At 69.0% G+C, this 23,311-nt stretch carries 24 protein-coding genes; 14 read left to right on the top strand and 10 right to left on the bottom strand.

Translation table 11 applies throughout. The features are described 5' to 3' along the window. Positions 1 to 54 precede the first annotated feature (54 nt). Positions 55 to 894, top strand: a complete 840-nt coding sequence (locus tag ACWELJ_RS08065) for an IclR family transcriptional regulator (RefSeq protein WP_452365449.1) — start codon at positions 55 to 57, stop codon at positions 892 to 894. Between the two features lie 6 nt (positions 895 to 900). Here the strand turns inward: ACWELJ_RS08065 and ygiD are convergent, their stop codons facing one another. Together ygiD and ACWELJ_RS08055 are read right to left on the bottom strand one after the other, a co-directional pair. After that, positions 901 to 1,746 (bottom strand): 4,5-DOPA-extradiol-dioxygenase, encoded by an 846-nt coding sequence (ygiD, locus tag ACWELJ_RS08060; protein WP_452365489.1) that lies wholly within the window; start codon positions 1,744 to 1,746, stop codon positions 901 to 903. Between the two features lie 23 nt (positions 1,747 to 1,769). Beyond that, complete coding sequence (locus tag ACWELJ_RS08055; RefSeq protein ID WP_452365448.1) at positions 1,770 to 2,744, bottom strand: hypothetical protein; 975 nt, start codon at positions 2,742 to 2,744, stop codon at positions 1,770 to 1,772. A gap of 264 nt (positions 2,745 to 3,008) precedes the next feature. Here ACWELJ_RS08055 and ACWELJ_RS08050 point away from each other — a divergent pair, with 264 nt between their 5' ends. Beyond that, positions 3,009 to 3,482, top strand: a complete 474-nt coding sequence (locus ACWELJ_RS08050) for a cytochrome P450 (protein ID WP_452365447.1) — start codon at positions 3,009 to 3,011, stop codon at positions 3,480 to 3,482. Between the two features lie 24 nt (positions 3,483 to 3,506). Here ACWELJ_RS08050 and ACWELJ_RS08045 read toward each other — a convergent pair whose 3' ends face one another. Then, positions 3,507 to 4,295, bottom strand: a complete 789-nt coding sequence (locus tag ACWELJ_RS08045) for an SDR family NAD(P)-dependent oxidoreductase (RefSeq protein ID WP_452365446.1) — start codon at positions 4,293 to 4,295, stop codon at positions 3,507 to 3,509. A gap of 159 nt (positions 4,296 to 4,454) precedes the next feature. Here ACWELJ_RS08045 and ACWELJ_RS08040 point away from each other — a divergent pair, with 159 nt between their 5' ends. Continuing rightward, entirely contained in the window at positions 4,455 to 5,657 is a 1,203-nt protein-coding gene (locus ACWELJ_RS08040) for a cytochrome P450 (protein WP_452365445.1), read from the top strand. A 148-nt stretch (positions 5,658 to 5,805) separates the two neighbouring features. Here the strand turns inward: ACWELJ_RS08040 and ACWELJ_RS08035 are convergent, their stop codons facing one another. Next, positions 5,806 to 6,006, bottom strand: coding sequence for a hypothetical protein (locus ACWELJ_RS08035; RefSeq protein ID WP_452365444.1), 201 nt, complete (start codon positions 6,004 to 6,006; stop codon positions 5,806 to 5,808). Between ACWELJ_RS08035 and menD the strand changes: the two genes are divergently transcribed. Genes menD through ACWELJ_RS08015 form a run of 4 tightly spaced genes read left to right on the top strand, consistent with a single transcriptional unit; the run spans position 5,987 to position 11,109 of the window. Further along, the gene (menD, locus tag ACWELJ_RS08030) at positions 5,987 to 7,675 is read left to right on the top strand and encodes a 2-succinyl-5-enolpyruvyl-6-hydroxy-3-cyclohexene-1-carboxylic-acid synthase (RefSeq protein WP_452365443.1); all 1,689 of its coding nucleotides are present in this window, start codon (positions 5,987 to 5,989) and stop codon (positions 7,673 to 7,675) included. The genes ACWELJ_RS08035 and menD overlap by 20 nt on opposite strands. Then, a complete protein-coding gene (locus ACWELJ_RS08025) occupies positions 7,675 to 8,847 on the top strand; it encodes an AMP-binding protein (protein ID WP_452365442.1) in 1,173 nt (390 codons plus the stop codon). Before menD ends, ACWELJ_RS08025 begins: the two co-directional genes overlap by 1 nt. Next, positions 8,840 to 9,937: a chorismate-binding protein gene (locus ACWELJ_RS08020; protein ID WP_452365441.1), complete on the top strand. Its 1,098-nt coding sequence runs from the start codon at positions 8,840 to 8,842 to the stop codon at positions 9,935 to 9,937. Before ACWELJ_RS08025 ends, ACWELJ_RS08020 begins: the two co-directional genes overlap by 8 nt. Then, positions 9,937 to 11,109 (top strand): thiolase family protein, encoded by a 1,173-nt coding sequence (locus ACWELJ_RS08015; RefSeq protein ID WP_452365440.1) that lies wholly within the window; start codon positions 9,937 to 9,939, stop codon positions 11,107 to 11,109. The genes ACWELJ_RS08020 and ACWELJ_RS08015 overlap by 1 nt, the downstream gene beginning before the upstream one ends. A 25-nt stretch (positions 11,110 to 11,134) precedes the next feature. On the opposite strand, the gene ACWELJ_RS08010 is transcribed toward ACWELJ_RS08015, so the two are convergent. Together ACWELJ_RS08010 and ACWELJ_RS08005 are read right to left on the bottom strand one after the other, a co-directional pair. Next, entirely contained in the window at positions 11,135 to 11,992 is an 858-nt protein-coding gene (locus ACWELJ_RS08010) for a hypothetical protein (protein ID WP_452365439.1), read from the bottom strand. 311 nt (positions 11,993 to 12,303) lie between these two features. Next, positions 12,304 to 12,846 carry an Rv1476 family membrane protein gene (locus ACWELJ_RS08005; protein ID WP_452365438.1) on the bottom strand — a complete coding sequence of 181 codons (543 nt, stop codon included), beginning with the start codon at positions 12,844 to 12,846 and terminating at the stop codon, positions 12,304 to 12,306. A gap of 182 nt (positions 12,847 to 13,028) precedes the next feature. On the opposite strand from ACWELJ_RS08005, the gene ACWELJ_RS08000 reads away from it, so the two are divergent. Next, on the top strand, positions 13,029 to 15,821 hold the full coding sequence (locus ACWELJ_RS08000) for an aconitate hydratase (RefSeq protein ID WP_452365437.1): 2,793 nt from the start codon (positions 13,029 to 13,031) through the stop codon (positions 15,819 to 15,821). Between the two features lie 185 nt (positions 15,822 to 16,006). Then, positions 16,007 to 16,573, top strand: a complete 567-nt coding sequence (locus ACWELJ_RS07995; protein WP_452365436.1) for a TetR/AcrR family transcriptional regulator — start codon at positions 16,007 to 16,009, stop codon at positions 16,571 to 16,573. Between the two features lie 49 nt (positions 16,574 to 16,622). Here ACWELJ_RS07995 and ACWELJ_RS07990 read toward each other — a convergent pair whose 3' ends face one another. After that, positions 16,623 to 17,129: a MarR family winged helix-turn-helix transcriptional regulator gene (locus ACWELJ_RS07990; protein ID WP_452365435.1), complete on the bottom strand. Its 507-nt coding sequence runs from the start codon at positions 17,127 to 17,129 to the stop codon at positions 16,623 to 16,625. Positions 17,130 to 17,200: 71 nt separating this feature from the next. Here ACWELJ_RS07990 and ACWELJ_RS07985 point away from each other — a divergent pair, with 71 nt between their 5' ends. The 4 genes from ACWELJ_RS07985 (at position 17,201) to ACWELJ_RS07970 (ending at position 19,929) form a co-directional block, all read left to right on the top strand. Beyond that, complete coding sequence (locus ACWELJ_RS07985; RefSeq protein WP_452365434.1) at positions 17,201 to 17,701, top strand: cupin domain-containing protein; 501 nt, start codon at positions 17,201 to 17,203, stop codon at positions 17,699 to 17,701. Between the two features lie 184 nt (positions 17,702 to 17,885). Further along, entirely contained in the window at positions 17,886 to 18,302 is a 417-nt protein-coding gene (locus tag ACWELJ_RS07980; protein WP_452365433.1) for an acyl-CoA thioesterase, read from the top strand. Positions 18,303 to 18,495: 193 nt separating this feature from the next. Continuing rightward, positions 18,496 to 18,957 carry a hypothetical protein gene (locus ACWELJ_RS07975; RefSeq protein WP_452365432.1) on the top strand — a complete coding sequence of 154 codons (462 nt, stop codon included), beginning with the start codon at positions 18,496 to 18,498 and terminating at the stop codon, positions 18,955 to 18,957. A gap of 12 nt (positions 18,958 to 18,969) precedes the next feature. Then, the gene (locus tag ACWELJ_RS07970) at positions 18,970 to 19,929 is read left to right on the top strand and encodes a hypothetical protein (protein WP_452365431.1); all 960 of its coding nucleotides are present in this window, start codon (positions 18,970 to 18,972) and stop codon (positions 19,927 to 19,929) included. Positions 19,930 to 20,023: 94 nt separating this feature from the next. Here ACWELJ_RS07970 and ACWELJ_RS07965 read toward each other — a convergent pair whose 3' ends face one another. The 3 genes from ACWELJ_RS07965 to ACWELJ_RS07955 all read right to left on the bottom strand — a co-directional run bounded on the left by ACWELJ_RS07965 (position 20,024) and on the right by ACWELJ_RS07955 (position 22,505). Further along, positions 20,024 to 20,272, bottom strand: coding sequence for a helix-turn-helix domain-containing protein (locus ACWELJ_RS07965; protein WP_357082573.1), 249 nt, complete (start codon positions 20,270 to 20,272; stop codon positions 20,024 to 20,026). A gap of 173 nt (positions 20,273 to 20,445) precedes the next feature. After that, positions 20,446 to 22,077: an ABC-F family ATP-binding cassette domain-containing protein gene (locus ACWELJ_RS07960; protein ID WP_452365430.1), complete on the bottom strand. Its 1,632-nt coding sequence runs from the start codon at positions 22,075 to 22,077 to the stop codon at positions 20,446 to 20,448. A 119-nt stretch (positions 22,078 to 22,196) separates the two neighbouring features. Next, positions 22,197 to 22,505, bottom strand: a complete 309-nt coding sequence (locus ACWELJ_RS07955; RefSeq protein ID WP_452365429.1) for a hypothetical protein — start codon at positions 22,503 to 22,505, stop codon at positions 22,197 to 22,199. Positions 22,506 to 22,628: 123 nt separating this feature from the next. On the opposite strand from ACWELJ_RS07955, the gene ACWELJ_RS07950 reads away from it, so the two are divergent. Beyond that, positions 22,629 to 23,255, top strand: coding sequence for a hypothetical protein (locus ACWELJ_RS07950; RefSeq protein ID WP_452365428.1), 627 nt, complete (start codon positions 22,629 to 22,631; stop codon positions 23,253 to 23,255). Positions 23,256 to 23,311: the final 56 nt, after the last annotated feature.

The following is a 23,311-nucleotide window of genomic DNA, read 5'->3' as shown; positions in this document are numbered from 1 at the left end:
GGCCCGCCGCACCGTACGCTGCGGTTGAGCAAGAGCTTGGTGAGAGGACTGTGCATGACGGTGACGGACCAGCCGCCCGTCGGCGGCGACACCGCCCTTCGGGAATCGCGCTCCGGGGTCATCGAGCGAATGTCGGCCATTCTGGACGCGTTCGACAGCGGGCGGGAGTGCCTGCGGCTCGAGGACATCACCGATCGGACCGGGTTGCCGCGGTCCACCGCCTTCCGCCTGGCGTCCCAATTGACCGAGCTGCAGTGGCTCGTGCACGACGAGCAGGGGTATCGGCTGGGGGCGCGCACCAGGCGGCTGGCACGGATCACCGATTTCGAGGACATTCGGGCCGCGGCGTCGGCGGCATTGTCGGAGCTGCACGTGGCGACGGGGGCCGTCGCGCATCTGGCGGTGCTCGAGGGCAATACCGTCCACTATCTGGACAAGGTGGGCGGGCCGTTCGCGGCGTCCATTCCGTCGCGGGTGGGCGCGCGGCACGATGCCACGCAGACGGTGTGCGGGCTGGCGCTGCTGGCCTCGATGGACCCCGAGGAGGCGGACCGGGTATTGCGACTTCCCTTGCGCAGCTCCACCGTTCGGCCGATCGCGCGCCGGCGGGCCGTGCAGGCCGACCTGTATCGGGTGCGGCAGCGCAATGGGCTGGCGATCTCGCTGGGGACCACCTGCGAGATGGGGATCAGTGCCGTCGCCGTGCCGGTGCTGGGTCCGGACGGCCCGGTCGCCGCGATCTCGGTGGCGACCCGGGGTGAGCTGGAACTGCGGCGGGTCACGCCGCTGGTGTTCACCGCCGCCCGCCGCACCGCCGCGGAGATGTTCGCCGACGGGTCGATGGGGGCCGAGCCGCTGGAACCGCGGTTGCGCACGCGCGCCCGGCTGGCCTGAGGCCGGTCAGCTGTTGGTGCCGTCGGGCGGGACGCCGTCGGGCAGCGCGGCGGCCGCGCCCGTACCGGAATCGGCTCCGGGGCAGGAGATTCCGAGTGAATAGGCCGTCATCGACAGCGAGCCGTAGCTGTAGCCGTCGACCAGGGTCTCGGTGTCCTCGGACGCCGCGGCGGCCAATCCGGCCAGGTACAGCAGCGGGATGAAGTGGTCGGGGGTCGGCACCGCGAGGGAGTAGTCGCGCTGGTCGGTCAGCGCCAGGATGTCCGCGGGCCGATTCAGCATGAGGTTCTGCGCGGCTTCGTCGAAGCGGCGCGCCCAGTCGAAACCGGTGTCGGGGCGGCGGGGGTCCATGCCGCGCAGATTGTGCACCACATTGCCGCTGCCGACGATGAGAATTCCGCTCTCGCGCAAGGCGTTCAGCCGGATGCCGAGTTCGAGGTGGTATTCGAGGGGCTTGTCGGCATTGATGCTCAGCTGCACGACCGGGATGTCGGCGTCGGGGAAGGCGTGCCGCAGCACCGACCAGGAGCCGTGGTCGATACCCCAGCTGTCGGTGTCGGCGCCCACCCAGTTCGGTTTGACCGCCTCGCTGACCTCCTCGAACAGCGCGGGCAGTCCTGGCGCGGGGTACTGGACGGCGAACAGTTCGGGCGGGAAACCGTAGAAGTCGTGGATGGTGCGCGGATACGGCATCGCCGTCACCGCGGTCGCGTTGATGTACCAGTGCGCGGACACGAGGAGGATGGCGCGCGGGCGGGGCACGCCGCGGCCGAACGCCTCCCACGCCTGGGTGTAGCGATTGCTCTCCAGCGCGTTCATCGGGCTGCCGTGGCCGAGGAAGGCGGCGGGCATGCGGGCGGCCGGGTCGGCGGCGGTCATGCGCGGTCACCGGCCTCGGACGCCGGGGCGGGCCGTGCGGATTGCGGTCCGCGCGTGCGGGTCCGGCCGTGCGTGTCGACGGCGGCGTCGAGCGAGAGGTTGATGTCCATCAGCTGATCGATGGTGTCGCCGTGCAATCGGACGAACTCCTCGCGGGCCTTGCCGCGCCGGAAGGAGATGAACGACCGGTCGGATTCGAGCTGCCAGGTGTACCAGAACAGGTACGGCACGGTGAGCACGAAATTGACTATGCCCCAGACGATCCAGACATCGTTGTCGAACCAGCCATCCGACGGCATCACCTTCGGGAAGAGGTTGTAGATGGCGATCACCAGCATCAGCACCGGCAGCGTGTAGATGCGCGCCATGATGTAGAGCTCGGGCCGCCGCTTCACCAGCGGATAGATCTCGGCGACCGCGAGAATGCAGACGCTGGCCGCGAAATGTTCCTCCTCGGGCGGGTATCCGCCGAAGGTGAAGCACAGATTCCAGGTGGTGTAGAGGAAGTTCCACGCCATGGTGGTGTAGGCGACGAGTTCGGCGTTGCGGCCCGGCAGGATCTCCCAGAACCGCGGCGAGTACGGGATCGTCAGGCACAGGCCCAGTCCCACCGCCGCGTTCCAGTAGTTCCCGATCTCGGCGTCCCGCAGTGTGGCCTCGGCGATATTGAGGAACAGGATCGCGTACGGGAACCACAGGAACCGCGGATCGCGCAGGATGTCCCAGAACCGCCCCACCCGCTGCTCGGCCACCGCGACGCGCATCAAACCCACGATGGTCAGCGGAATCAGCACCGAGAGGATCTTGGCCCACGAGAACCAGTTCACCAGCCCGATATCGCGTCCGGGGCCCCAGATCCACAGCGGGAATGTCAGCAGCGACAGCCCCCACACCCAGGTCGCCGGACGCGGGTGCAGCCGCATGTAATCGACGATCACCCAGAGGATCGCGCAGAACACGAGCATGGACACCGCGGTCACCCAGGTGAAAGGAGCCGGGTTCCCCGAAACCGCCTCCGAGGCCGCACTGATCACACCGATCCCGCCTTCCTACGAACGGACTGGCAACCTGTCAGCAATCACCGATTCTCGTCATCGTGCCTCATCCGCGTCCGATTCCGGCCGCAACGCGCCACAACCACCGACGGGACCGCCGACCGGCGCCTATCCTGTGTCACACTCCGATGACAACCGGCTGGTGCCCTGCTGCTGCTCATCGCCGGACACGAGACGACGGTGAACCTCATCGGCAGCTGCGTGCTCGAACTGCCCGGCGATCGCGGCGCGCGCGATCGGATCGCCTCGGATCCGGTGGCCGCCAAGGCCTTCCGGGAAGAGGTGCTCCGGTTCCACCGCCCGGTCAATATCGCCACCTTCCGCTACACCACCGCGCCCCTGACCCTCGGCGAGGTGCGGATCGATCCGGGCGACCTGATCATGGTGGCGCTCGGCACGGGCAATCGCGACCACGCCCGCTTCGACGAGCCACACACCTTCCACGCCGACCGAATCGACAACCACCACATCGCCTTCGGCTACGGGGCCCACTTCTGCCTGGGCGCGCCCTTGGCCCGCCTGGAGGCCGACATCGCCCTGGCCCGCCTGCTCACCCGGTTCCCCGAGCTCACCGTCACCGATCGGGAGCGGTTGCGCTGGCGGCCGAGCCTGGTGATCCACGGCCTCAGCGAACTGCCGGTCCGCTGCGGCTGACCGATCGGGTGGACGGGAGACGCCTCAGGGGAGGATCGAGTCGACATAACCGCCGTCGACCCGCAGGGCGCCGCCGGTGGTGGCCGAGGCGAACGGGGAACTGAGATAGACCACCATGTTCGCGATCTCCTCGGGCTCGATGAGGCGCTGGATCAGTGATTGCGGGCGGTGGGCGCGCATGAACTCGCGCTGCGCCTGATCCCACGGCAGCGCGGGGTCCACCAGCTGGTAGACGAAGTCCTCCACCCCGGCGGTGTGGGTCGGCCCGGCGATGACCGAGTTGACCGTGACCCCGGTTCCGGCAGCGTCTTTCGCGAATCCGCGCGACAGCGCCAGCAGGGCGGTCTTGGATACGCCGTAGTGGATCATCTCCTCGGGGATCACGATGGCCGAGTCGCTGGCGATCTGCAGCGCGCGGCCCCAGCCCCGGTCGATCATGCCCGGCAGGTAGGTGCGGATCAGCCGCGCCGCGGACAGCACATTGACCTCGAAGTAGGTGCGCCACTGGGCATCGGTGATCTCGCGCGCGGGCACCGCCCCGAAGATGCCGAGATTGTTCACCAGGATGTCGACGGCGGGCAGTTCGTTCAGCAGCCGATCCACGCCCTCGGCGGTGGCGACGTCGGCGGTGACGCCGTGGGCGTCGGCCCCTTCGGCCCGCAGTCCGGCGACGGCGGCCTCGACCCGGTCGGCGGTGCGGCCGTTGACCGCGACGCGCGCGCCGCTGCCGGCCAGCCCGGCGGCGATGGCCAGCCCGATGCCCTGGGTGGAACCGGTCACGAGGGCGGTTCTACCGGTCAGATCGATGTTCACGAGCGACACTCCTTCGCAGGGGACGACCGCGCGGCCGTGGCTCGCGCCGGGGCCGAGTCTATGGTCGTGGCCGGATCCGGGCGGGCAGCGAGGCGTCGTTCGGCGAGGCGCGAGCGGGCGCGGGCAACTAAGGTCACGTCCAAAAACAGGGAGTACCGCGTGACCGCACACATCGAAGCCCGTCCCTACCCGTTCGGGGAGCCGGTTCGGCTCGATCCGCCGCCGCTGGTGGCGAAACTCCAACGCGAGGAACCGATTTCGCGCATCGTGCTGCCGTACGGCGGCGAGGCCTGGCTCGTCACCCGGTACGCGGACGTGCGCTCGGTGCTCAGCGACCCCCGTTTCAGCCGCGCCGCCACCGTGGGCCGGCTGGACGTGCCGCGCGTGCGGGAAACCCCTGCGCTGCCGAACATTCCGACCAGCATGGACCCGCCGGAGCTGACCCGGCTCCGCAAACTCACCATGACCGCGTTCACCTCCCGCCGGGTGCAGCAGCTGCGCCCGCGCGCCGAGCGCATCGTCGACGACCTGCTCACCGCCATGGAGGACGCCGGCTCCCCCGCCGATCTGGTGGCGGCGCTGGCCTTGCCGCTACCGGTCACCGTCATCTGCGAAATGCTCGGCGTCCCACCGCGAGACCAGCATCGCTTCCGCGATTTCTCCGACGCGATCATGTCCACCACCGCCGTCAGCGATATGGAACGGGCGATGGCGTACGCCGCCGTCGCGGGGTATCTGACCGAGCAGATCGCGGTGCGCCGCGCGCGACCGGCCGACGACCTGCTCGGAGCGCTGGTGGCGGCCCGCGACAACGAGGACCGGCTCAGCGAGGAGGAGCTGATCACCCTCGGCATCACCCTGCTGGTCGCCGGGCACGAGACCACGGCCAACCAGATCGCCAACTTCACCTACGTGCTGCTCACCGAACCGGGCGAATGGGATCGGCTGCAGGCCGATCCCGAGCTGGTCCCGACCGCCATCGAGGAGTTGCTGCGCTACATCCAGGTCGGCAACGGCGGCGCGTTCCCGCGCATCGCCACCGAGGACGTCGAGCTCTCGGGCACCCTCATCCGCGCCGGGGAGTCGGTCTTCGTCGACCTGCAGGCCGCCAATCGCGACGAGACGGTCTTCCCCGATGCCGACACGCTGGACTTGACCCGGCATCACAACTCGCACTTGACTTTCGGCCACGGATTCCACCACTGCGTCGGCGCGCAGCTGGCCCGCCTCGAATTGGACGTCACGCTGACCGCGATGTTGCGCCGATATCCGAAATTGCGCCTGACGATTCCGGCCGCCGCAGTCGAATGGAAGACGGGCATGCTGCTGCGTGGCCCGAAGGCGCTTCCGGTGGCTTGGTAACCAAGTGAATACGCGCTGCCGATACAGACGAATCTGACTTACGGCAGCGCGGCAGGCCATTGACAGACCAGTCTGTCCACCGACCCGGATCACACCCCCACACCGCACCCGAATCGCTCTGAGCTGCAAGACTGTTGAGAGCCGCGGCTCACATTGACAGCATCAGCCACGTGCCGATAGCGTGTTGCCATGGCGTTGCGGGTCGGATGACCAACAGCGGATAATTGTCGGGGTCGCGCTGTCGGGGTTGTCTTTGTGAATATTTTTCAATGGGTTTCGCATTCGCGCGGAACGACATCATTTCAGTTTGGAAATACGCCATGCCATCGGTGATCTCGGCCATCGTCATCGATGAACTCATTCGCAATGGCGTGCAATGGTTCGTATATTGTCCCGGCTCCCGGAACGGTCCGATCGGCTTCGAATTGGCGCGCCGCGCCCGGGCCGGGGAGATCGAACTCCAGGTCCGGCTGGACGAACGCTCGGCAGCCTTTGTGGCACAGGGCATCACGAAGGCGACCGGCCGTCCGGCGGTCGTGGTCACCACCTCCGGCACCGCGGTGTCGAACCTGCTGCCCGCGGTCACCGAGGCCAACTACTCGGATCTGCCGCTGGTGCTGGTGACCGCGAATCGCCCGCCCGACGTGCTGGGCACCGGCGCGTCGCAGACCGTGGACCAGACCGCGCTACTCGCCTCGCAGGTGCGTCACGTGCAGCAGACCTGGTCGGGCGGCGCGGTCGACGCGAACGCCAATGGCGTGCTGCGGTCGCAGGTGTGCCGCACCCTCGGCATCGGAAGCGGCAAGCTGGTCGGCCGTCCCGGCCCGGTGCAGATCGACGTGCCGCTGTCGTCGGGTCTGCCGCCGCAGCCCGAAACCTCCTCTCCAGCTGGGCGTCCCGGCGGCGCACCGTGGATCGCCATGCCCGTGTTCGCAGGGCCGGCCCACCCGGATTCGGTCGAGCTCGACCTGCGCCGGTCGACCCTGGTCATCGCCGGTGACGGCGCGGACCCGGCCGTCCTGCCGCCGCTGCCGGTGATGGCCGAGCCGACCGTGGCGGTCGGCGACCGGAAACGCCTGCACCCCTGGGTCCTCGACCAGGTGCGGCCCGAACAGGTCGTGGTCTACGGCCGTCCGACCCTGCATCGCAATGTCGGCCGCCTGCTGGCCCGGCCGGGCGTGCGCACCGTGCTCGTCGCCGGGGGCGGCGACTGGCTCTACGCCGCACCGGATATCGAACTGCTGTCGCGGAATCCGCGCTTCCTCGGCGACGCGGCGCCGGACTGGATCGAGGAACTCGACCACGCCGACGAGACCGTGCGCGACGCCTGGGCTCGGACGATGGCCGAGCCCGCCAACCGCCGCACCGGCGTCGGCGTGGCGCACACGGTGCTCGGCGCGCTGCGCCCCGGCGACCTGCTGTGGCTCGGCGCGTCCAACCCGATCCGCGACGTCTCGCTGACCGGGCAGATCCCGCCCGGCGTGGACGTACTGTCCAATCGCGGTGTCGCGGGCATCGACGGCAACGTCAGCGCCGCGATCGGAGCGGCGCTGGCCTGCCCCGACCGGCACGTCGTCGCGCTGCTGGGCGATCTGACCTTCGCCTACGACGCGTCCGGACTGCAGACCGGGCGGCTGGAGCGCATGCCCGCGAACCTGACCATCGTGGTGTCCAACGACGCGGGCGGCGGCATCTTCGAGCTGCTCGAGCAGGGCGACGCCCGCTACAAGCGCGAGCCCTACGGCGACACCTTCGAACGGATCTACGGGACACCGCAGAACGTCGACATCGCCCACCTGTGCCGGGCCTACGACGTCGCCCACGCCACCGTCGAGATCGACGACCTGCCCGCGGCCCTGCCGCGCGCCCGCGGCGCCGGGCGCCCCGCCGTGCTCGAAGTCCCGGTCACCCGAACCGCTCTGCGCGATGTGCACGCCGGTACCCGCCAGGCGGTGGAGGCGGCCTTCGACGCGACCGCCGTCTCGGCGCTGAATCTCGAGCTGGAGCTGCACTCCTGATGTCACACCCGTCCCACGCCATCCCGCTGACCCCCCTGCTCGTCCCCGAGGATCCCGACGCCGCGGTCGACACGCTCCAGCGCGCCATCGAGGTCGCGTACCGCGGCGAGGAGGCCATCGCCCCGATCACCGATCCCGTTCAGGCCCGCGGCCTGCCGGCGACCGTGCCCGCCACCACCGCGGTGGTGCTGTCCACCTCCGGGTCCAGCGGCGTCCCGAAGCGAACCCTGTTGTCCCGCACCGCCTTGGCCGCCTCGGCGCAGGCGAGTTCGGAGCGGCTCGGCGGCGCGGGCGACTGGCTGCTGTGCCTGCCGGCGGGATTCGTCGCGGGCTTCCAGGTGATCTCGCGGGCCACGCTCGGCGGCACCCGGGTCACGACGCTGCCCGGCGGCCACTTCGATCCGGCCGGGTTCGCGGCCGCGGCCCGCGGCTTGCCCGCGGGTCGCCGCTACACCTCGCTGGTGCCCACCCAGGTCACCCGGCTGCTCGCCGACGCCGAATCCCGTACCGCCCTGGCGGTTTTCGACAAGATCCTGATCGGCGGCGCCCGCCTCGACGACGAGACCGGCCGCGCCCTGCGCGAGCTGACCGACGCCGTGGTCACCTACGGCATGACCGAGACATGCGGCGGCTGTGTCTACGACGGCACGCCGTTGCGCGGTGTCCGGGTCGAGATCATCGACGGCATAATCCATCTCGGCGGCAGCGTCGTCGCCGACGGCTATCTCGATGCCACCGGCGAGCAGCCCTTCTACCGTGAGGGCGACACCCGCTGGTACCGCACCTCGGACCGCGGGCACTGGTCGGGCGAGCTGCTGGTTCCCACCGGCCGCGTCGACGACCTGATCAACACCGGCGGCGTGAAGGTGTCCGCGGTCGCGATCGAACAGGCCCTGGCCGGCGTGCCGTGGATCGAGTCCGCCGTGGTCATGGGCGTGCCCGACCGCGAGTGGGGCGAGCTGGTGGGCGCGTATCTGGTTGCGCGACCATCGATTCCGGACCACGACCTGGAGCCGCTGCGCGAGCGGGTGCGGCAGCGGCTGGGCCGGGCCGCGGTGCCCAAGCGCTTCGTCCTCGGCGCCGAGCTGCCGTTGCTGCCGAACCAGAAGATCGACCGCCGCGCCGTGCGCGACCGACTGACCACCACCGAATCGGAGCACACCCATGCATGACCCCGTGCGATTCCGCCTGGCCGGCGCGAACGGCCCGGTCGGCCTGGAAGGGCCGTTGATCTGCTATCACAATCTCGCCGAGGCCGAGGCCGCGGTGCGGGCGGGCGCGTACGGCAATGTGGTGGCCGGCGCGATCCCCTTCGACACCGAGCTCGCCGAGTCCTCGCTGTACCTGGGCTGGCGGACCGCCGAGAAGGACCGGAGCCCGCGGCGTCCCGGCCCGCGCCCGGAGTTCCGCGCCGACGTCGAGTTCAACGACGCCGCCATCGCGAACTACCTGCGCCACATCGACGATGCGCTGACCCTGCTGCGGGCCGCCGAGCCCGAGCTGGACAAGATCGTCATCTCGCGCTGCGAACGCTACTTCTATGACGGCGTGGTCGATCCGCTCGCCCTGTTCGACCGGATCACCGAGCTGTACCCCAACGCGCGCAGCTACTTCGTCGAACACCTCGACCACCCCGGCGTGTACACGATGGGCGCGAGCCCCGAGCTGTTCCTCGCCAAGTCCGGTGCCACCGTCACCATGACGCCGCTGGCCGGAACGGTGCTGCGCGACACCCGGCTGCCCGAGTCCGCCGACCGCGAACGCGCCCGCGCCCTGCTGTTCGACGACAAATACCTGACCGAACACCGGCACCTGGTCGACTTCATGGTGAAGGGCCTGTCCACGTTCTGCCCCGACCTCGACTATCCCGACGATCCCGAACTGGTGACCGCTCCGGGCCTGTGGCACTTGGGAACTCCCATCACCGCGCGCCTGCTCGACCCCGAGGTCCCGGTGACCGAGCTGGTCGCCGCGCTGCACCCCTCCCCCGCGGTGTGCGGGGTGCCGCAGGCCGGGTCGCGGCGCATGATCGCCGACTACGAACCGGCCCGCGCCTACTACGGCGGGCTGGTCGGCTGGATCGACAGCTCCGGCGACTGCGAGTTCCACATGGCGCTGCGCGGACTCGAATTGGATTCCCACCGCAGCGATCTCACGCTGCGCACCGGCGGCGGCGTGGTGTCGCGCAGCCGGATCGACGTCGAATTCGCCGAGACCTCGGCCAAACTGGCGACCATGCGCCGGGTGCTGGGGATCCCGTGATGCGTGACGCGGTGATCGTCGCGGCGGTGCGCACGCCGATCGGACGTGGAAAACAAGGCGGCGCGCTCGACGGCGTGCACCCGGTGGATCTGATGGCGCACAGCCTGCGCGCCGTGGTCGAGCAGGCCGGGATCGACCCGGCGCTGATCGACGAGGTGATCGGCGGCGTGGTCAGCCAGGTCGGCGAACAGGCCACCAATGTCACCCGCCGCGCCTCCCTGGCGGCCGGGTTCCCGGAATCGGTGCCCGCCAGCACCATCGACCGGCAGTGCAGCGCCAGCCAGCAGGCGCTGCGCTTCGCCGCGCACGCGGTCATCGCCGGGGACTGCGACCTGGTGGTGGCCACCGGCGTGGAGTCGGTGAGCCGGATCCCGATGGGCACCAGCCTGCTCGATGTCGACAACCTGACCGGCTCGGCGTTCCTGGAACGCTATCCGCAGGGCGTGCCGTGGCAGGGCATCAGCGCCGAACTCATCACCGCCCGTTGGGGATTCGACCGCGGCCAGCTCGACGACTACGCGCTCGAGAGCCACCGCCGCGCCGCCGAGGCGACCCGGCGGGGCGGCTTCGACGCCGAACTGACCCCGCCCATCAACGGCCTGGCCCGCGACGAAACCATCCGATTCGACGCCTCCGCGGCCGGACTCGGCGCGCTGTCGCCGTCGTTCTACAACGAGGCCATCGCCCAGCGGTTCCCCGAGATCGCCTGGCGCATCACCGCGGGCAATGCCAGCCAGCTCGGCGACGGCAGCGCCGCGGTGCTGGTCACCACCAGCGAACACGCCAAGCGGCTCGGGCTCACCCCGCTGGCCCGTATCCGCAGCCACATCGCCGTCGGCGACGACCCGTTCCTCATGCTGACGGCCGTGGTCCCCGCCACCGAAAAGGTGCTCAAACAAACGGGATTGACCCTCGACGACATCGATCTCATCGAGATCAACGAGGCCTACGCCAGCGTCGTGCTGGCCTGGGCCCGCGAAACCGGAGCCGACCTCGACCGGGTCAATGTCCACGGCGGCGCGATCTCGCTCGGGCATCCGCTCGGGGCCAGCGGCGTGCGGCTCACCGCCACCCTGGTCCACGCGCTGCACGAACGCGGCGGCCGCTACGGGCTGCAGACCATGTGCGAATCCGGCGGCCAGGCCAATGCCATGATCCTGGAAGCACTCTGACGCCGCCCGCGCACCGAGCCGTTCGCTACGCGGCGCGGGCGGCGGCCTGGGCGGCTGCCTCCTCGGCCTTGCGCTGCTGGTCCCAGGCGACGAAGGCGTCGCGCTGGCTCTGCAGGCCCGCCACATTCGCGCGGGCGGAGTCGAGCCGCTGCTGGGCCGAGTCACGCTGGGAGACAAGACCGTTGCGGACGTTGTTCTGCTGGTTGAACTCGGCCTGGGCGGTGGTGACGGCGTTCTGCGCGTCGGCCTTCCTGGCGTCGGCGGCGGCCGCGGCGGCGTCGGCGGCCTGCTGGGCCTGTTTGGCGGCGGAGGTCTTGTTGGCCTGATCGACCTGGGCGTGCCGCAGGCCGTCGACGACCTGCTGCTGATTCTTGGACGCGATGGTCAGGATCTGGGCGCGGTTGAGCGCGATCTCCGGGCTCGGCGCGGCCATGTAGCTGATCAGCGAGGTGGAGCCGGGCCGCATGTAGACCTGCGCGACGTACTTGTCGAAATTGCCGTGGGCGCTATCGACTTTCGCGCCCGCGTCGGTCAGCTCCTGCTGGCACTGGACGACGGTCTGGGCAGCGGCGTCGGCGGCGTCGCGGGCGATCTGCAGATCCACCAGGGCCTTGTTCACCGCCTCGCGGCGCACGGCGATGGCGTCGTCGAGCTGCTGCAGCTGCTGTTCGGCGGTGGCGACCTGGTTGATGAGCGCGCCGACCTCGCCGACACCGGCGTCGACCTGGGCTCCGGCCGCGTTGAGGTCGCCGTCGCTGGGATTCGGGGGTGGGGGTGGGACGGCGTGCCCGGAGGCCATGCCACAGGCCAGCACGACGGCCGCTACGAGCAACTCCGTAGCGACTCGCGCTGGACGTCCGCGCCGCTTCGCCGGTCGTCGCATCGCACCTCCCTGGAGTCCCATTCGGCACATCTGTCCCAGTCGTGCCATCGCGAAACCGTACGACATGTCGCAGACCGCTCTGATCAGCCACGCCACAATCACACGGATGTAATTCGTCAGTAGCCACATATTTGCAGGTAGACCACACGATCACCACGCGTCACATGACGCGACACGCATCACCGATCCGGCGTGTCGCATACGAACCGGGCGGTTTGCTTTACCGCGCACCCGATTTCGGGCAAGAAAAAAGGGGCCCGGGACGAACCCGAACCCCACCCGGCGACCGCGTCGCCGGCACCGGAGAACCCCTACGCCACCGGAGTCGGCGGCTGTGCCCCAGGCGCGGGCCGCCGCGACTTCACCACGTACAGACCGCCGATCCCCGCGATCAGCAAGCCCAGCAGCACCAGCGTGATCACCGTCCAGGACACCGCCTCCGGCTGCTGCAGCCGAGCCACGAAAACCCGTGCGGCATCGGCGGTGTGCTCGGATCCGCGGTACTTGGCCCCGTCCTCGGCGCGCTCGAGCCGCCCGCGGGTGAACTGGTCGCTGTAGGTGCCGACCCAGTCGTCGCTGAAGACCACCACGGTGCCGTGTTCGAGCTTGCCGACCTCGTTGGCCAGATCGCGCAGATTCGCCTCGATCCCCGGATTGCCCGGCACCACAACGATATCGAGCTTGATGCCCTGGTCGCGCGCGTCGGCGGCGACGGCCGCGAGGGCCTCCTGGTCGCGTCCCTCGGGGGCGGCGACATGATCATCGGCCAGATCGGCGATGATCTTATTCAAGTCGGTGTTCGGCGGTAGTTCCGCCTTCACGGGCGTGAAAACCGAGGGGTGCGAGACGGTCACGAACGCAGGGTACGGGACGGCTTGTCAGATCGCCTCACCGCGCCACGCTCTTCCCGCCCCCGATGTGCTCACAGGACAAGCGTACTGTTAATGTCGGAAAACGGACGAGGCCCGCGCCTCGACGAGGCCATCGGCACAGCCCCGCCGCTGGCCCTCCCATTCACAGACGAGTGGAGCTGAACGTGACGAGTATCGATACCTTCGGCGCCAAGGGCACCCTCGAGGTCGGAAGCAACTCGTATGAGATCTTCCGTCTCTCGGCCGTGCCCGGCACCGAGAAGCTGCCCTACGCCCTGAAGGTCCTCGCGGAGAACCTGCTTCGCACCGAGGACGGCGCGAACATCACCGCCGACCATATCCGCGCGATCGCCAACTGGGATCCCTCCGCCGAGCCGGACACCGAGATCCAGTTCACCCCCGCCCGCGTGATCATGCAGGACTTCACCGGCGTGCCCTGCATCGTCGACCTGGCCACCATGCGTGAGGCCGTCGCCACCCTCGGCGGCGACCCGAACAAGGTCAACCCGCTCTCCCCCGCCGACATGGTCATCGACCACTCGGTCATCCTCGACGTGTTCGGCACCGCCGACGCCCTCGAGCGCAACGTCGACCTCGAGTACCAGCGCAACGGCGAGCGTTACCAGTTCCTGCGCTGGGGCCAGGGCGCCTTCGACGACTTCAAGGTCGTCCCGCCGGGCGTCGGCATCGTGCACCAGGTCAACATCGAGTACCTGGCCCCCACCGTCATGGTCCGCAACGGCCAGGCCTACCCGGACACCTGTGTCGGCACCGACTCGCACACCACCATGGTCAACGGCCTGGGCGTGCTGGGCTGGGGCGTCGGCGGCATCGAGGCCGAGGCCGCCATGCTGGGCCAGCCGGTCTCCATGCTGATCCCGCGCGTCGTCGGCTTCAAGCTGACCGGTGAGATCAAGCCGGGCGTCACCGCCACCGACGTGGTGCTCACCGTCACCGACATGCTGCGCAAGCACGGTGTGGTCGGCAAGTTCGTCGAGTTCTACGGCGCCGGTGTGGCCGAGGTGCCGCTGGCCAACCGCGCCACCCTGGGCAACATGAGCCCCGAGTTCGGCTCCACCGCCGCGATCTTCCCGATCGACGGCGAGACCATCAACTACCTGCGCCTGACCGGCCGCACCGACGAGCAGCTCGCGCTGGTCGAGGCGTACGCCAAGGAGCAGGGCCTGTGGCACGACGCGGCCAACGAGCCCGCGTACTCGGAGTACCTGGAGCTGGACCTGGGCACCGTGGTGCCGTCCATCGCCGGCCCGAAGCGCCCGCAGGACCGGATCCTGCTGTCGGACAGCAAGGACGCGTTCCGCAAGGACATCCGCACCTACACCAACGACCCGGTTCCGCACACCGCGCTGGACGAGGCCATCGAGGAGTCGTTCCCGGCCAGTGATCCGGTCGCCCCCGGCACCGCCACCGACGAGACCGCCGTCCCGACCGCCGCCAACGGCAACGCGGGCCGTCCGTCCAAGCCGGTCAAGGTCTCCGACCCGGAGCGCGGTGACTTCGTGCTGGATCACGGCGCCGTCGTGGTCGCGGGCATCACCTCCTGCACCAACACCTCGAACCCGTCGGTCATGCTGGGCGCGGCCCTGCTGGCGCGCAACGCGGTCGAGAAGGGCCTGGCCTCCAAGCCGTGGGTGAAGACCAACATGGCCCCGGGCTCGCAGGTCGTCGCCGACTACTACGAGAAGGCCGGTCTGTGGCCGTACCTGGAGAAGCTGGGCTTCTACGTGGGTGGCTTCGGTTGCACCACCTGCATCGGCAACACCGGTCCGCTGCCGGAGGAGATCTCCAAGGCGATCAACGACAACGACCTCTCGGTCACCGCGGTGCTCTCGGGTAACCGCAACTTCGAGGGTCGCATCTCCCCCGACGTGAAGATGAACTACCTGGCGTCCCCGCCGCTGGTCATCGCCTACGCGCTCGCGGGCACCATGGACTTCGACTTCGAGACCGACGCCCTGGGCCAGGACCAGAACGGCAACGACGTCTTCCTGAAGGACATCTGGCCGTCGCCGCAGGAGATCGACGACACCATCAAGTCGGCGATCAGCCGGGACATGTTCACCAAGTCCTACGCCACCGTCTTCGACGGCGACCAGCGCTGGCAGGGTCTGGACACCCCCGAGGGCGACACCTTCGCCTGGGACGAGTCCTCCACCTACGTCCGCAAGGCCCCGTACTTCGACGGCATGTCGATGGACCCGGCCCCGGTCGAGGACATCAAGGGCGCGCGCGTGCTGGCGCTGCTGGGCGATTCGGTCACCACCGACCACATCTCCCCCGCCGGTCCGATCAAGCCGGGCACCCCGGCCGCGCAGTACCTGGACGCCAATGGCGTCGCGCGCAAGGACTACAACTCGCTGGGCTCGCGTCGTGGTAACCACGAGGTGATGATCCGCGGCACCTTCGCCAACATCCGGCTGCGCAACCAGCTGCTCGACGACGTCTCGGGTGGTTACACCCGTGACTTCACCCAGCCGGGCGGCCCGCAGGCCTTCATCTACGACGCCTCGCAGAACTACCAGGCCGCGGGCATCCCGCTGGTCGTGCTGGGCGGCAAGGAGTACGGCTCGGGTTCCTCGCGTGACTGGGCCGCCAAGGGCACCAGCCTGCTGGGCGTCAAGGCCGTCATCACCGAGTCGTTCGAGCGCATCCACCGCTCGAACCTGATCGGCATGGGCGTTGTGCCGCTGCAGTTCCCGGCCGGCCAGTCGGCCGCGTCGCTGGGCCTGGACGGCACCGAGACCTTCGACATCGAGGGCATCACCAAGCTGAACGAGGGTGTGACTCCGAAGACCATGAAGGTCACCGCCACCAAGGAGAACGGCGAGAAGGTCGTCTTCGACGCGGTCGTCCGCATCGACACCCCCGGTGAGGCGGACTACTACCGCAACGGCGGCATCCTGCAGTTCGTGCTGCGCAACATGATCCGCGGCTAGTAACCGCAGCGTCTCGGTCTTCGAAGGGCTGTTTCGAAGCCGAGTCGTGGTGGTGGGCACCGGTTCCCGCCGGTGCCCACCACGCGGCCCCTTTCCGGGCCGCTTCGCTCGTCGCTCGTGCGGGTTCTCCGTTTTGGTCGCAAGATCGTTATGGAGAACCCGCACAACACGTTTCGGAGGAGCCAGTGCCCAAGGTCTCAGACGACCACCTCGCCGCCCGGCGCAGCCAGATCCTCGACGGGGCACGCAGCTGCTTCGCCGAGTTCGGCTACGAGGGCGCCACCGTGCGTCGTCTCGAAGAAGCGACCGGTTTGTCGCGGGGCGCGATCTTCCACCACTTCCGCGACAAGGACGCGCTGTTCCTGGCGTTGGCCCAGGAGGACGCGGGCCGCATGGCCGAGGTCGCCGCCAACCAGGGTCTGATCCAGGTCATGCGCGATATGCTGGCCCGCCCCGAGGATTTCGACTGGCTGGGCACCCGCCTCGAGATCGCCCGCCGGCTGCGCAACGATCCCGAATTCCGCGCCAATTGGGAAGAACGCTCCGAGGAGCTCACCGCCGCGACCGTCGCCCGCCTGGAGCGCCGCAAGGCCGCCGGGGCGCTGCGTGACGACGTCCCCACCGAGGTGCTGCTCGGTTACCTCGATCTGGTGCTCGACGGTCTCATCGCCCGCATCGCCTCCGGTCACGCCGGCAAGAACCTCGAAGCGGTCCTCGACCTGGTCGAGGCATCCATCCGCCGCAAGGAGTAGGACACCCCCCGGGGGGCATTGGCCCGGATCCGGCCGCGCCCGGCGCTGCTCAGTTCTCGCGTTCGAGGTCGGCGAGCAGTAGCCGCGAAATGCGGTCCAGTTCTTTGCGGTCCGTGGCGGTCAGCACCGACAGGATGCGGGTCTCGTTCTCGAAGTGGTCGGTGACCACGATGTCGATCAGGTGCAGGCCGCGGTCGGTGAGTGCCACCTTGATGGCGCGCCGGTCCCCCGCGTCGGCGATGCGGCGCACCAGACCGGCCTGCTCCAGGCGGTCGAGCCGGCCGGTCATGCCCGCGCGCGACATCATCAGGGTGTCGGCCAGGGCGGAGGGGTTGAGCTCGTAGGGCTCCCCCGAACGGCGTAGCGCCGCAAGCACATCGAACTCGCCGCGCTGCAATCCGTGTGCGGTGAACACCGATTCGACCTTCGCGCCCGCCACTGTCGCCAGCCTGCCCAGGCGGCCGATGATGGCCATGGCCTCGCCGTCCAGGTCGGGCCGCTCCCGCCGCCACTGTGCCGCGATGGTGTCCACGGCGTCGGTCTTGTTCTCACCCATGGACAACACTCTATTCGATGGCATATAGTTCGGTAGCGAATTATCAACCATCGAATGATTCGGAGCCAGTCATGAACACCGCCGCCCGCCCCGCCGCCATCCGCCGCCCCGAGGACTCCGAGATCATCGGCGCGGGCCGGCCCGCCGCGGTGCGACTGCTCATCGACTCCGACGAGGCCGGCGGGTCGGTCAGCACCGTGGAGGTGACCCTGACCGCGGGCGCCGACGGGGCCGCGCCGCACTATCACACGCTCTCCGACGAGCTGTTCTTCGTCGCGGACGGCGAACTCCAGGTCATGGCCGGCGACGAGATCGTCACCGTCGGCGCGGGCGGGGCCCTGGTGGTCCCCAAGTTCATGCCGCACGCCTTCGGTGCGGTGCCCGGCAGTGGGGCCCGCCTGTTCATCGCCCTCATGCCCGGCGTGGAGCGGCACGGATACTTCCGGTTCCTGGAGCGGCTGGCGCTCGGGCAGACCACTCCCGCCGATGTCGAAGCGGCCCAGCGGGACTACGACAACTACTTCGTCGACGCCCCGCGGTGGTGGGCCGAACGCAACGCGAACCGCGCCTGAACACCCGAGTTCGCCTGCCGCGCCGCGGATTCGCCGGAGCCTCGGCTCGCTTCACCGGCAACCGATCGCAACACCCGCCGGGTGCGCCGGGCCCGGCGGGTAGCCCGGGGATCGCCGGGCCGGATGTGCCGGAGGCCACCCGATACGCGGAATGATCATCGAGGCGCACGGGGTTGGACCTTGCATGGCATTCTCTGTTCCGGTCACCGTGCGCGGCTACGAGCTCGATATCAACGGGCATCTCAATCAGGCGGTCTATCTGCAGTACGCCGAGCACGCGCGCTGGGAGCTGCTGAAGGCCGCGGGCATCGCCGGGGACAAGATGGTGGCCGCGGGGATCGGGCCGGTGGTGCTGGAACAGACCATCAAGTACCAGCGGGAGCTGCACCTCGGCGACGAGGTGACGGTGAGCTGCGAGTTCGAATTCACCGGCGGCAAGATCTTCCGGATGCGCCAGCGCATCGTGAAACTCGACGGCACGGTATCCGCGGAGATCGACGCGGTGTCCGGCATTCTCGACCTCGCGGCCCGCAAACTTGTTGCGGATCCCGGTGCGGCACTGCGGGCCGTGGCCGACTCGCCCGGCGCCCTGGGCCTGTAGGCCCCACCCGGCCCGGCCGCACCCACCCCGGTTATTCAGCGAAAATCTTTCGGCGGGAGCGATTTCCGAAACCCCGGCGAAGTTTGCCGAGGTAGCTGAAATCTTTCGTTGCGGACCGAATTCGCCCCGCCGCGGGATATGATTCAGATCACGCTCGGCCCCGCAGCAAATCCCGAGCAGATCGGAGTTCCGCATGACCGGCGCCCTGCACCGAACGGGATCGGCGACCTTCGCCAGCACCTCGCCACCGCTACCCGGCTACCTCGTCGCAGCCACCGAGCGAAGTATCAGCGTGCGCGTCGGCGACGGCACCTGGACCCTGGATCGCGCGGATGTGCTCGATATCGCCCGGTGGGACGCCGCGAACGCGCAGTCCGGTTGCGAGGGCCGGCCGGTGCTGGTGCGCGTACGGTCCGGCGCCACTGCCGATTTCACCCAGCGCCGTCGCGTCGAGGTCACCGACCGTCCGCTCACCCTGGCGCCGGAGCAGAGTCCCGCGCGCGGTGACGACGAGCTGCGCCGGCAGACCGAGATCTGGGCCCGGGGACTGGATCTGGCCGCGGGGCCCGGGGTCGGCGGGGCCACCATGACCTGCTGCCAGACTCGGTCGCACAACGGCAGCGACGACGGCATCGCCTGCGACAGCCTCGACTGACGGGGGCCACGCATGGCCGCCCGCACCATGGGCTCGGTCCTCATCGTCACCGAGGCCGAGGATCTCCACGGCGACGCCCTCGCCGCTACGCTGCGTAAATTTCACGGGCACAATCCGATTCGCCTCGACATGCGTGACTTCCCGCGCGAGAACGGCACTTTCCGGCTCGGCGCGGACGGCTCCTACCGCAGCCTGTCGCACGTGTTCGGGCTCGACGACGTCACCTCGGTGTGGTGGCGGCGCCCGCACCCCACGCTGGTGCCGGGCGGGCTGAGCGCCGAGGACGACGACTACCGCCGCGCCGAATGCGACGGCTTCCTGCAGGGGCTGTTGTGGTCGATCCCGGCCCTGTGGGTCAACGATCCCGGGGCCGACCGCACCGCCGGGCGCAAGATCGTGCAGTTGGAGACCGCCGCCCGGGCCGGATTCGCAATTCCGGAGACCCTCGTCACCAATGACCCCGACGAGGCGCGCGCCTTCGTCGAATCCCGGCCCGGGCCAGTGGTTTACAAGCGCACCGGCACCGGGCGCGGGGCGTTCACCGAGACCCGCCTGTTCACCCCGGCCGATTTCGACCGGCTCACCACGATCCGCAACTCCCCCACCATCTTCCAGGACTACATCCACGCCGAGAGCGATCTGCGCATCGTGTGGGTGGACGGCATCGAGTGGGTGGTGCGCATCGACTCGCAATCCGGTGTGGGGCGGGTGGATTCGCGCCTGGACACGTCGGTGGCGTTCACCGCCGATCGCCTGCCCGCCTCGGTGAGCAAGTCGCTGACCACGCTGATGGGCGCGCTGGGACTGGCTTTCGGCGTGCTGGATCTGCGAGTGGGGCTCGACGGCGAGTTCTACTTCCTGGAGGTGAACCCCCAGGGGCAGTTCGCCTATCTCGAGATCAAGACCGGTCTGCCGATTTTCCAGAGCCTGGCGAACCTGCTGGTTCTCGGTGACGGGTCGGTGACCGCGTAACGGCCGCACGCCATCGCCAGCGGAGCGAGATCGCAAGTCCCCGACCGGCTTTCACCGGTCGAGTACCCGCTGATCGTGTTCCCGGATCGGGACGCTACTTGCTGACGGGCTTGCCGGCCTTGCGGCGGTTGGCACCGCCCCGGCTGCGGAGTTGCACATGCGACTCCACGAGCACGTTGTGAATGAAGCCATACGACCGCCCGGTTTCCCTGGCTAGTGACCGGATACTCGCCCCGGCCTCGTACTGCTTCTTGAGCTGGGATTGCAAGCGATCGCGGGATTTCCCGGTGACGCGCGTGCCTTTACCCAATACGGCTTTACCCTGTGCGGGCCTGTCACTCATGGCTTCCTCCGAGTCGCCGTGGGCGCCTCATTCCAGGGTAGAGACTCGGATGCCTGTGATCAACGAAACGGTGTGATGTGAATCACCGAGTTTTGCGGAAACCGCGTTTTTCGGTGCGGGAAGCGAGTTTCCGGGCGCGGACGGTGGTTTTTCCGGGCCCGGAACGCGCGCGCTCAGGCCAGCTGGATCAGTTCCAGGTAGTCCTGCGACCAGTGATCCTCGGTGCCGTCGGGCAGCATGATGACCCGCTCGGGGTTGAGCGCCTCGGCCGCGCCCGGGTCGTGGGTCACCAGCACCACCGCGCCCGCGTAACTGCGCAGCGCGTCGAGCACCTGCTCACGCGAGACCGGGTCGAGGTTGTTCGTAGGCTCGTCCAGCAGAAGGACATTCGCGGCCGAGGACACCAGACCGGCCAGCGCGAGACGGGTCTTCTCACCGCCGGAGAGCGTGCCCGCGGGCTGCTCGAGCTGCGGCCCGGAGAACATGAACGCGCCCAGCAGACCGCGCAGATCCTGCTCGCCCGCGTCCGGGGCGGCATGGCGGATGTTCTCCCAGACCGTGGCCTGATCGTCGAGGGTGTCGTGCTCCTGGGCGAAATATCCGATCTTGAGGCCGCGACCGGGGTCGATCTGGCCCGCGGTCAGCGTCTCCACGCCCGCGAGCAGCCGCAGCATGGTGGTCTTGCCGGCGCCGTTGAGGCCCAGGATGACCACCCGGCTGCCCTTGTCGATGGCCAGGTTCACGCCGGTGAAGATCTCGAGCGACCCGTAGAGCTTGGTCAGGTTGGTGGCCATCAGCGGCGTCTTGCCGCAGGGCGCGGGTTCGGGGAACTTGATCCGCGCCACCTTGTCGGCCACCCGGATGTCGTCGACCTCGTTGAGCATGCGCTCGGCGCGCTTGACCATCTGGTGTGCCGCAGCGGCTTTCGTCGCCTTGGCGCCGAGCTTGGCGGCCTGCTGCTTGAGCGCGGACGCCTTCTTCTCGGCATTGGCGCGCTCGCGCACGCGGCGCTGTTCGTCGGTGGCGCGGGCGTCGAGGTACTTCTTCCAGCCCATGTTGTAGATGTCGGCCTCGCCGCGCACCGCGTCGAGGAACCACACCTTGTTGACCACGTCGCCGAGCAGTTCCACATCGTGGGAGATGACGATCAGGCCGCCGTCGTGGTTCTGCAGGAACCCGCGCAGCCAGTTGATGGAGTCGGCGTCGAGGTGGTTGGTGGGCTCGTCGAGCAGCAGCGTGGTGTCGGACTTGCCGCCGCTGCCGTCGGAGGCGCTGAACAGGATGCGCGCCAACTCGATTCGACGACGCTGACCGCCGGACAGGGTGCGCAGCTGCTGGTTCAGCACCCGGTCGGGCAGGGCCAGGCTGTGGCAGATGCGGGCGGCTTCGCTCTCGGCGACATAGCCGCCCAGGGCCGAGAAACGCTCCTCGAGGCGGCCGTACTTGCGGATCGCCTTGTCGCGTTCCTTCTCGTCGGCGACCTCGGCCATCAGCGCCTGCTGCTTCTCCATCTCCCGCAGCAGGGTGTCGAGGCCGCGCGCCGAGAGCACCCGGTCCTTGGCGAGGATGTCGAGGTTGCCCTCGCGCGGATCCTGGGGCAAATATCCCAGTTCTCCCGAACGAATGACCTTGCCCGCGTAGGGTTCACCCTCACCGGCGAGAATGCGCAGCGTGGTGGTCTTGCCGGCACCGTTGCGGCCCACCAGCCCGATCCGGTCACCGGCCTGCACCCGCAGCGCCGAGCCCGGCGCCGTCAGCAGGGTGCGGACTCCGGCCCGGACCTCCAGGTCGGTCGCGGTGATCACAAGCGTCTCCTCGGGTGCAGCGGATGCCGATGGTTAACTGATCGATTGTGCGTCGCGTCGACACACAAGAACCACCGATTTTATCCCAAGCGCGCGGGACCCCGAGGTCAGGGGCATGGTCAGGCGGGCTGGCCTGCGCGGATGCGCTCGCGGCGACGCCGGACCGCCAGCAGCAGGCCGCGCACCGCGACGGTGATCAGCCACAGCGTTGCTCCGAATCCCCCGCAGAAGATCACGCCCCACAGCATGATGAACGGCCCGTAGTACGCCACCCGGGCCCAGTAGCCGCACGGGCCCACATCCTGCGGAATGCTGGCGCATTCGGGGTGGCCGATGGCGGAGAACGCGAGGGCCGCGAGCATCGGAATCACCACGGCCGCAGCGAGAACGAACGCGAGTTCGCGGAACGGACGGAACGGGACTGCCATGCGGCTGAACCCTACCGGCTCGGCCCCGCGGGATGCGGCCGAACGCACCCGGCTTACAGGTTGACAGTCGCCGGTGATTTGTAACACACTCGCGAGGCTCAACTGATGAGGGAGGGTTCGGTGATGACCGATCACGCGCGTGTGGCGCTCGATTTGCTGCGGGACAGTAGCCAATTCAAGTGGTACGTGATTCCGCTGTTGCTGGTCGTCATCTACGTCTATGCCACCGAGGTCGAGCGGCGGAACTGGAACGTGCTGTTCGCGGGCCTGGCGCTGTGGGGCATGGACCTGTTCAACGAGATCTGGAACTCGCTGGTCTTCCACGGCACCGGGCGGGCGCCGGTGTGGGGCGCGACCGGGCCGACGGCGTATCAGATCCTGATCGGGTTGAACATCGAGATCTGCTTCATGTTCGCGATCATGGGCATCGCCGCGGCGAAGATGCTGCCGCCCAAGCAGACCCGCGTCCTCGGGCTGCCCAACCGGCCGGTCCTCATCGCGCTGAACTCCGTGGCCGCGGTCGGGGTCGAGGTGCTGCTCAACAAGATGGGCGTGCTGACCTGGGACTGGTCCTGGTGGCACGCGGGCTTCCCGTTCCTGATCTGGCTGGTCGGTTACGTGCCGTTCTTCGCGGCCTGCTTCTTCGTGTACGACCTGCCGACCGTGCGGGCCAAGGCCATCGCCGTCGGCGCGATTCTCGGCGTCGACACGCTCGCCGTCGCCGTCTTCGGCGCCCTCGGGTGGCTGTGATGACCGGCCGGCCCCTGCGCCACGGCGTGCTCGCGGCCGCCGCCGGACTCGCCGTC

The organism is Nocardia sp. NPDC004582 (assembly GCF_053602115.1).
The sequence above is the reverse complement of the archived record's forward strand: the minus strand, read 5'-3'. Positions and strand labels throughout refer to the sequence as shown.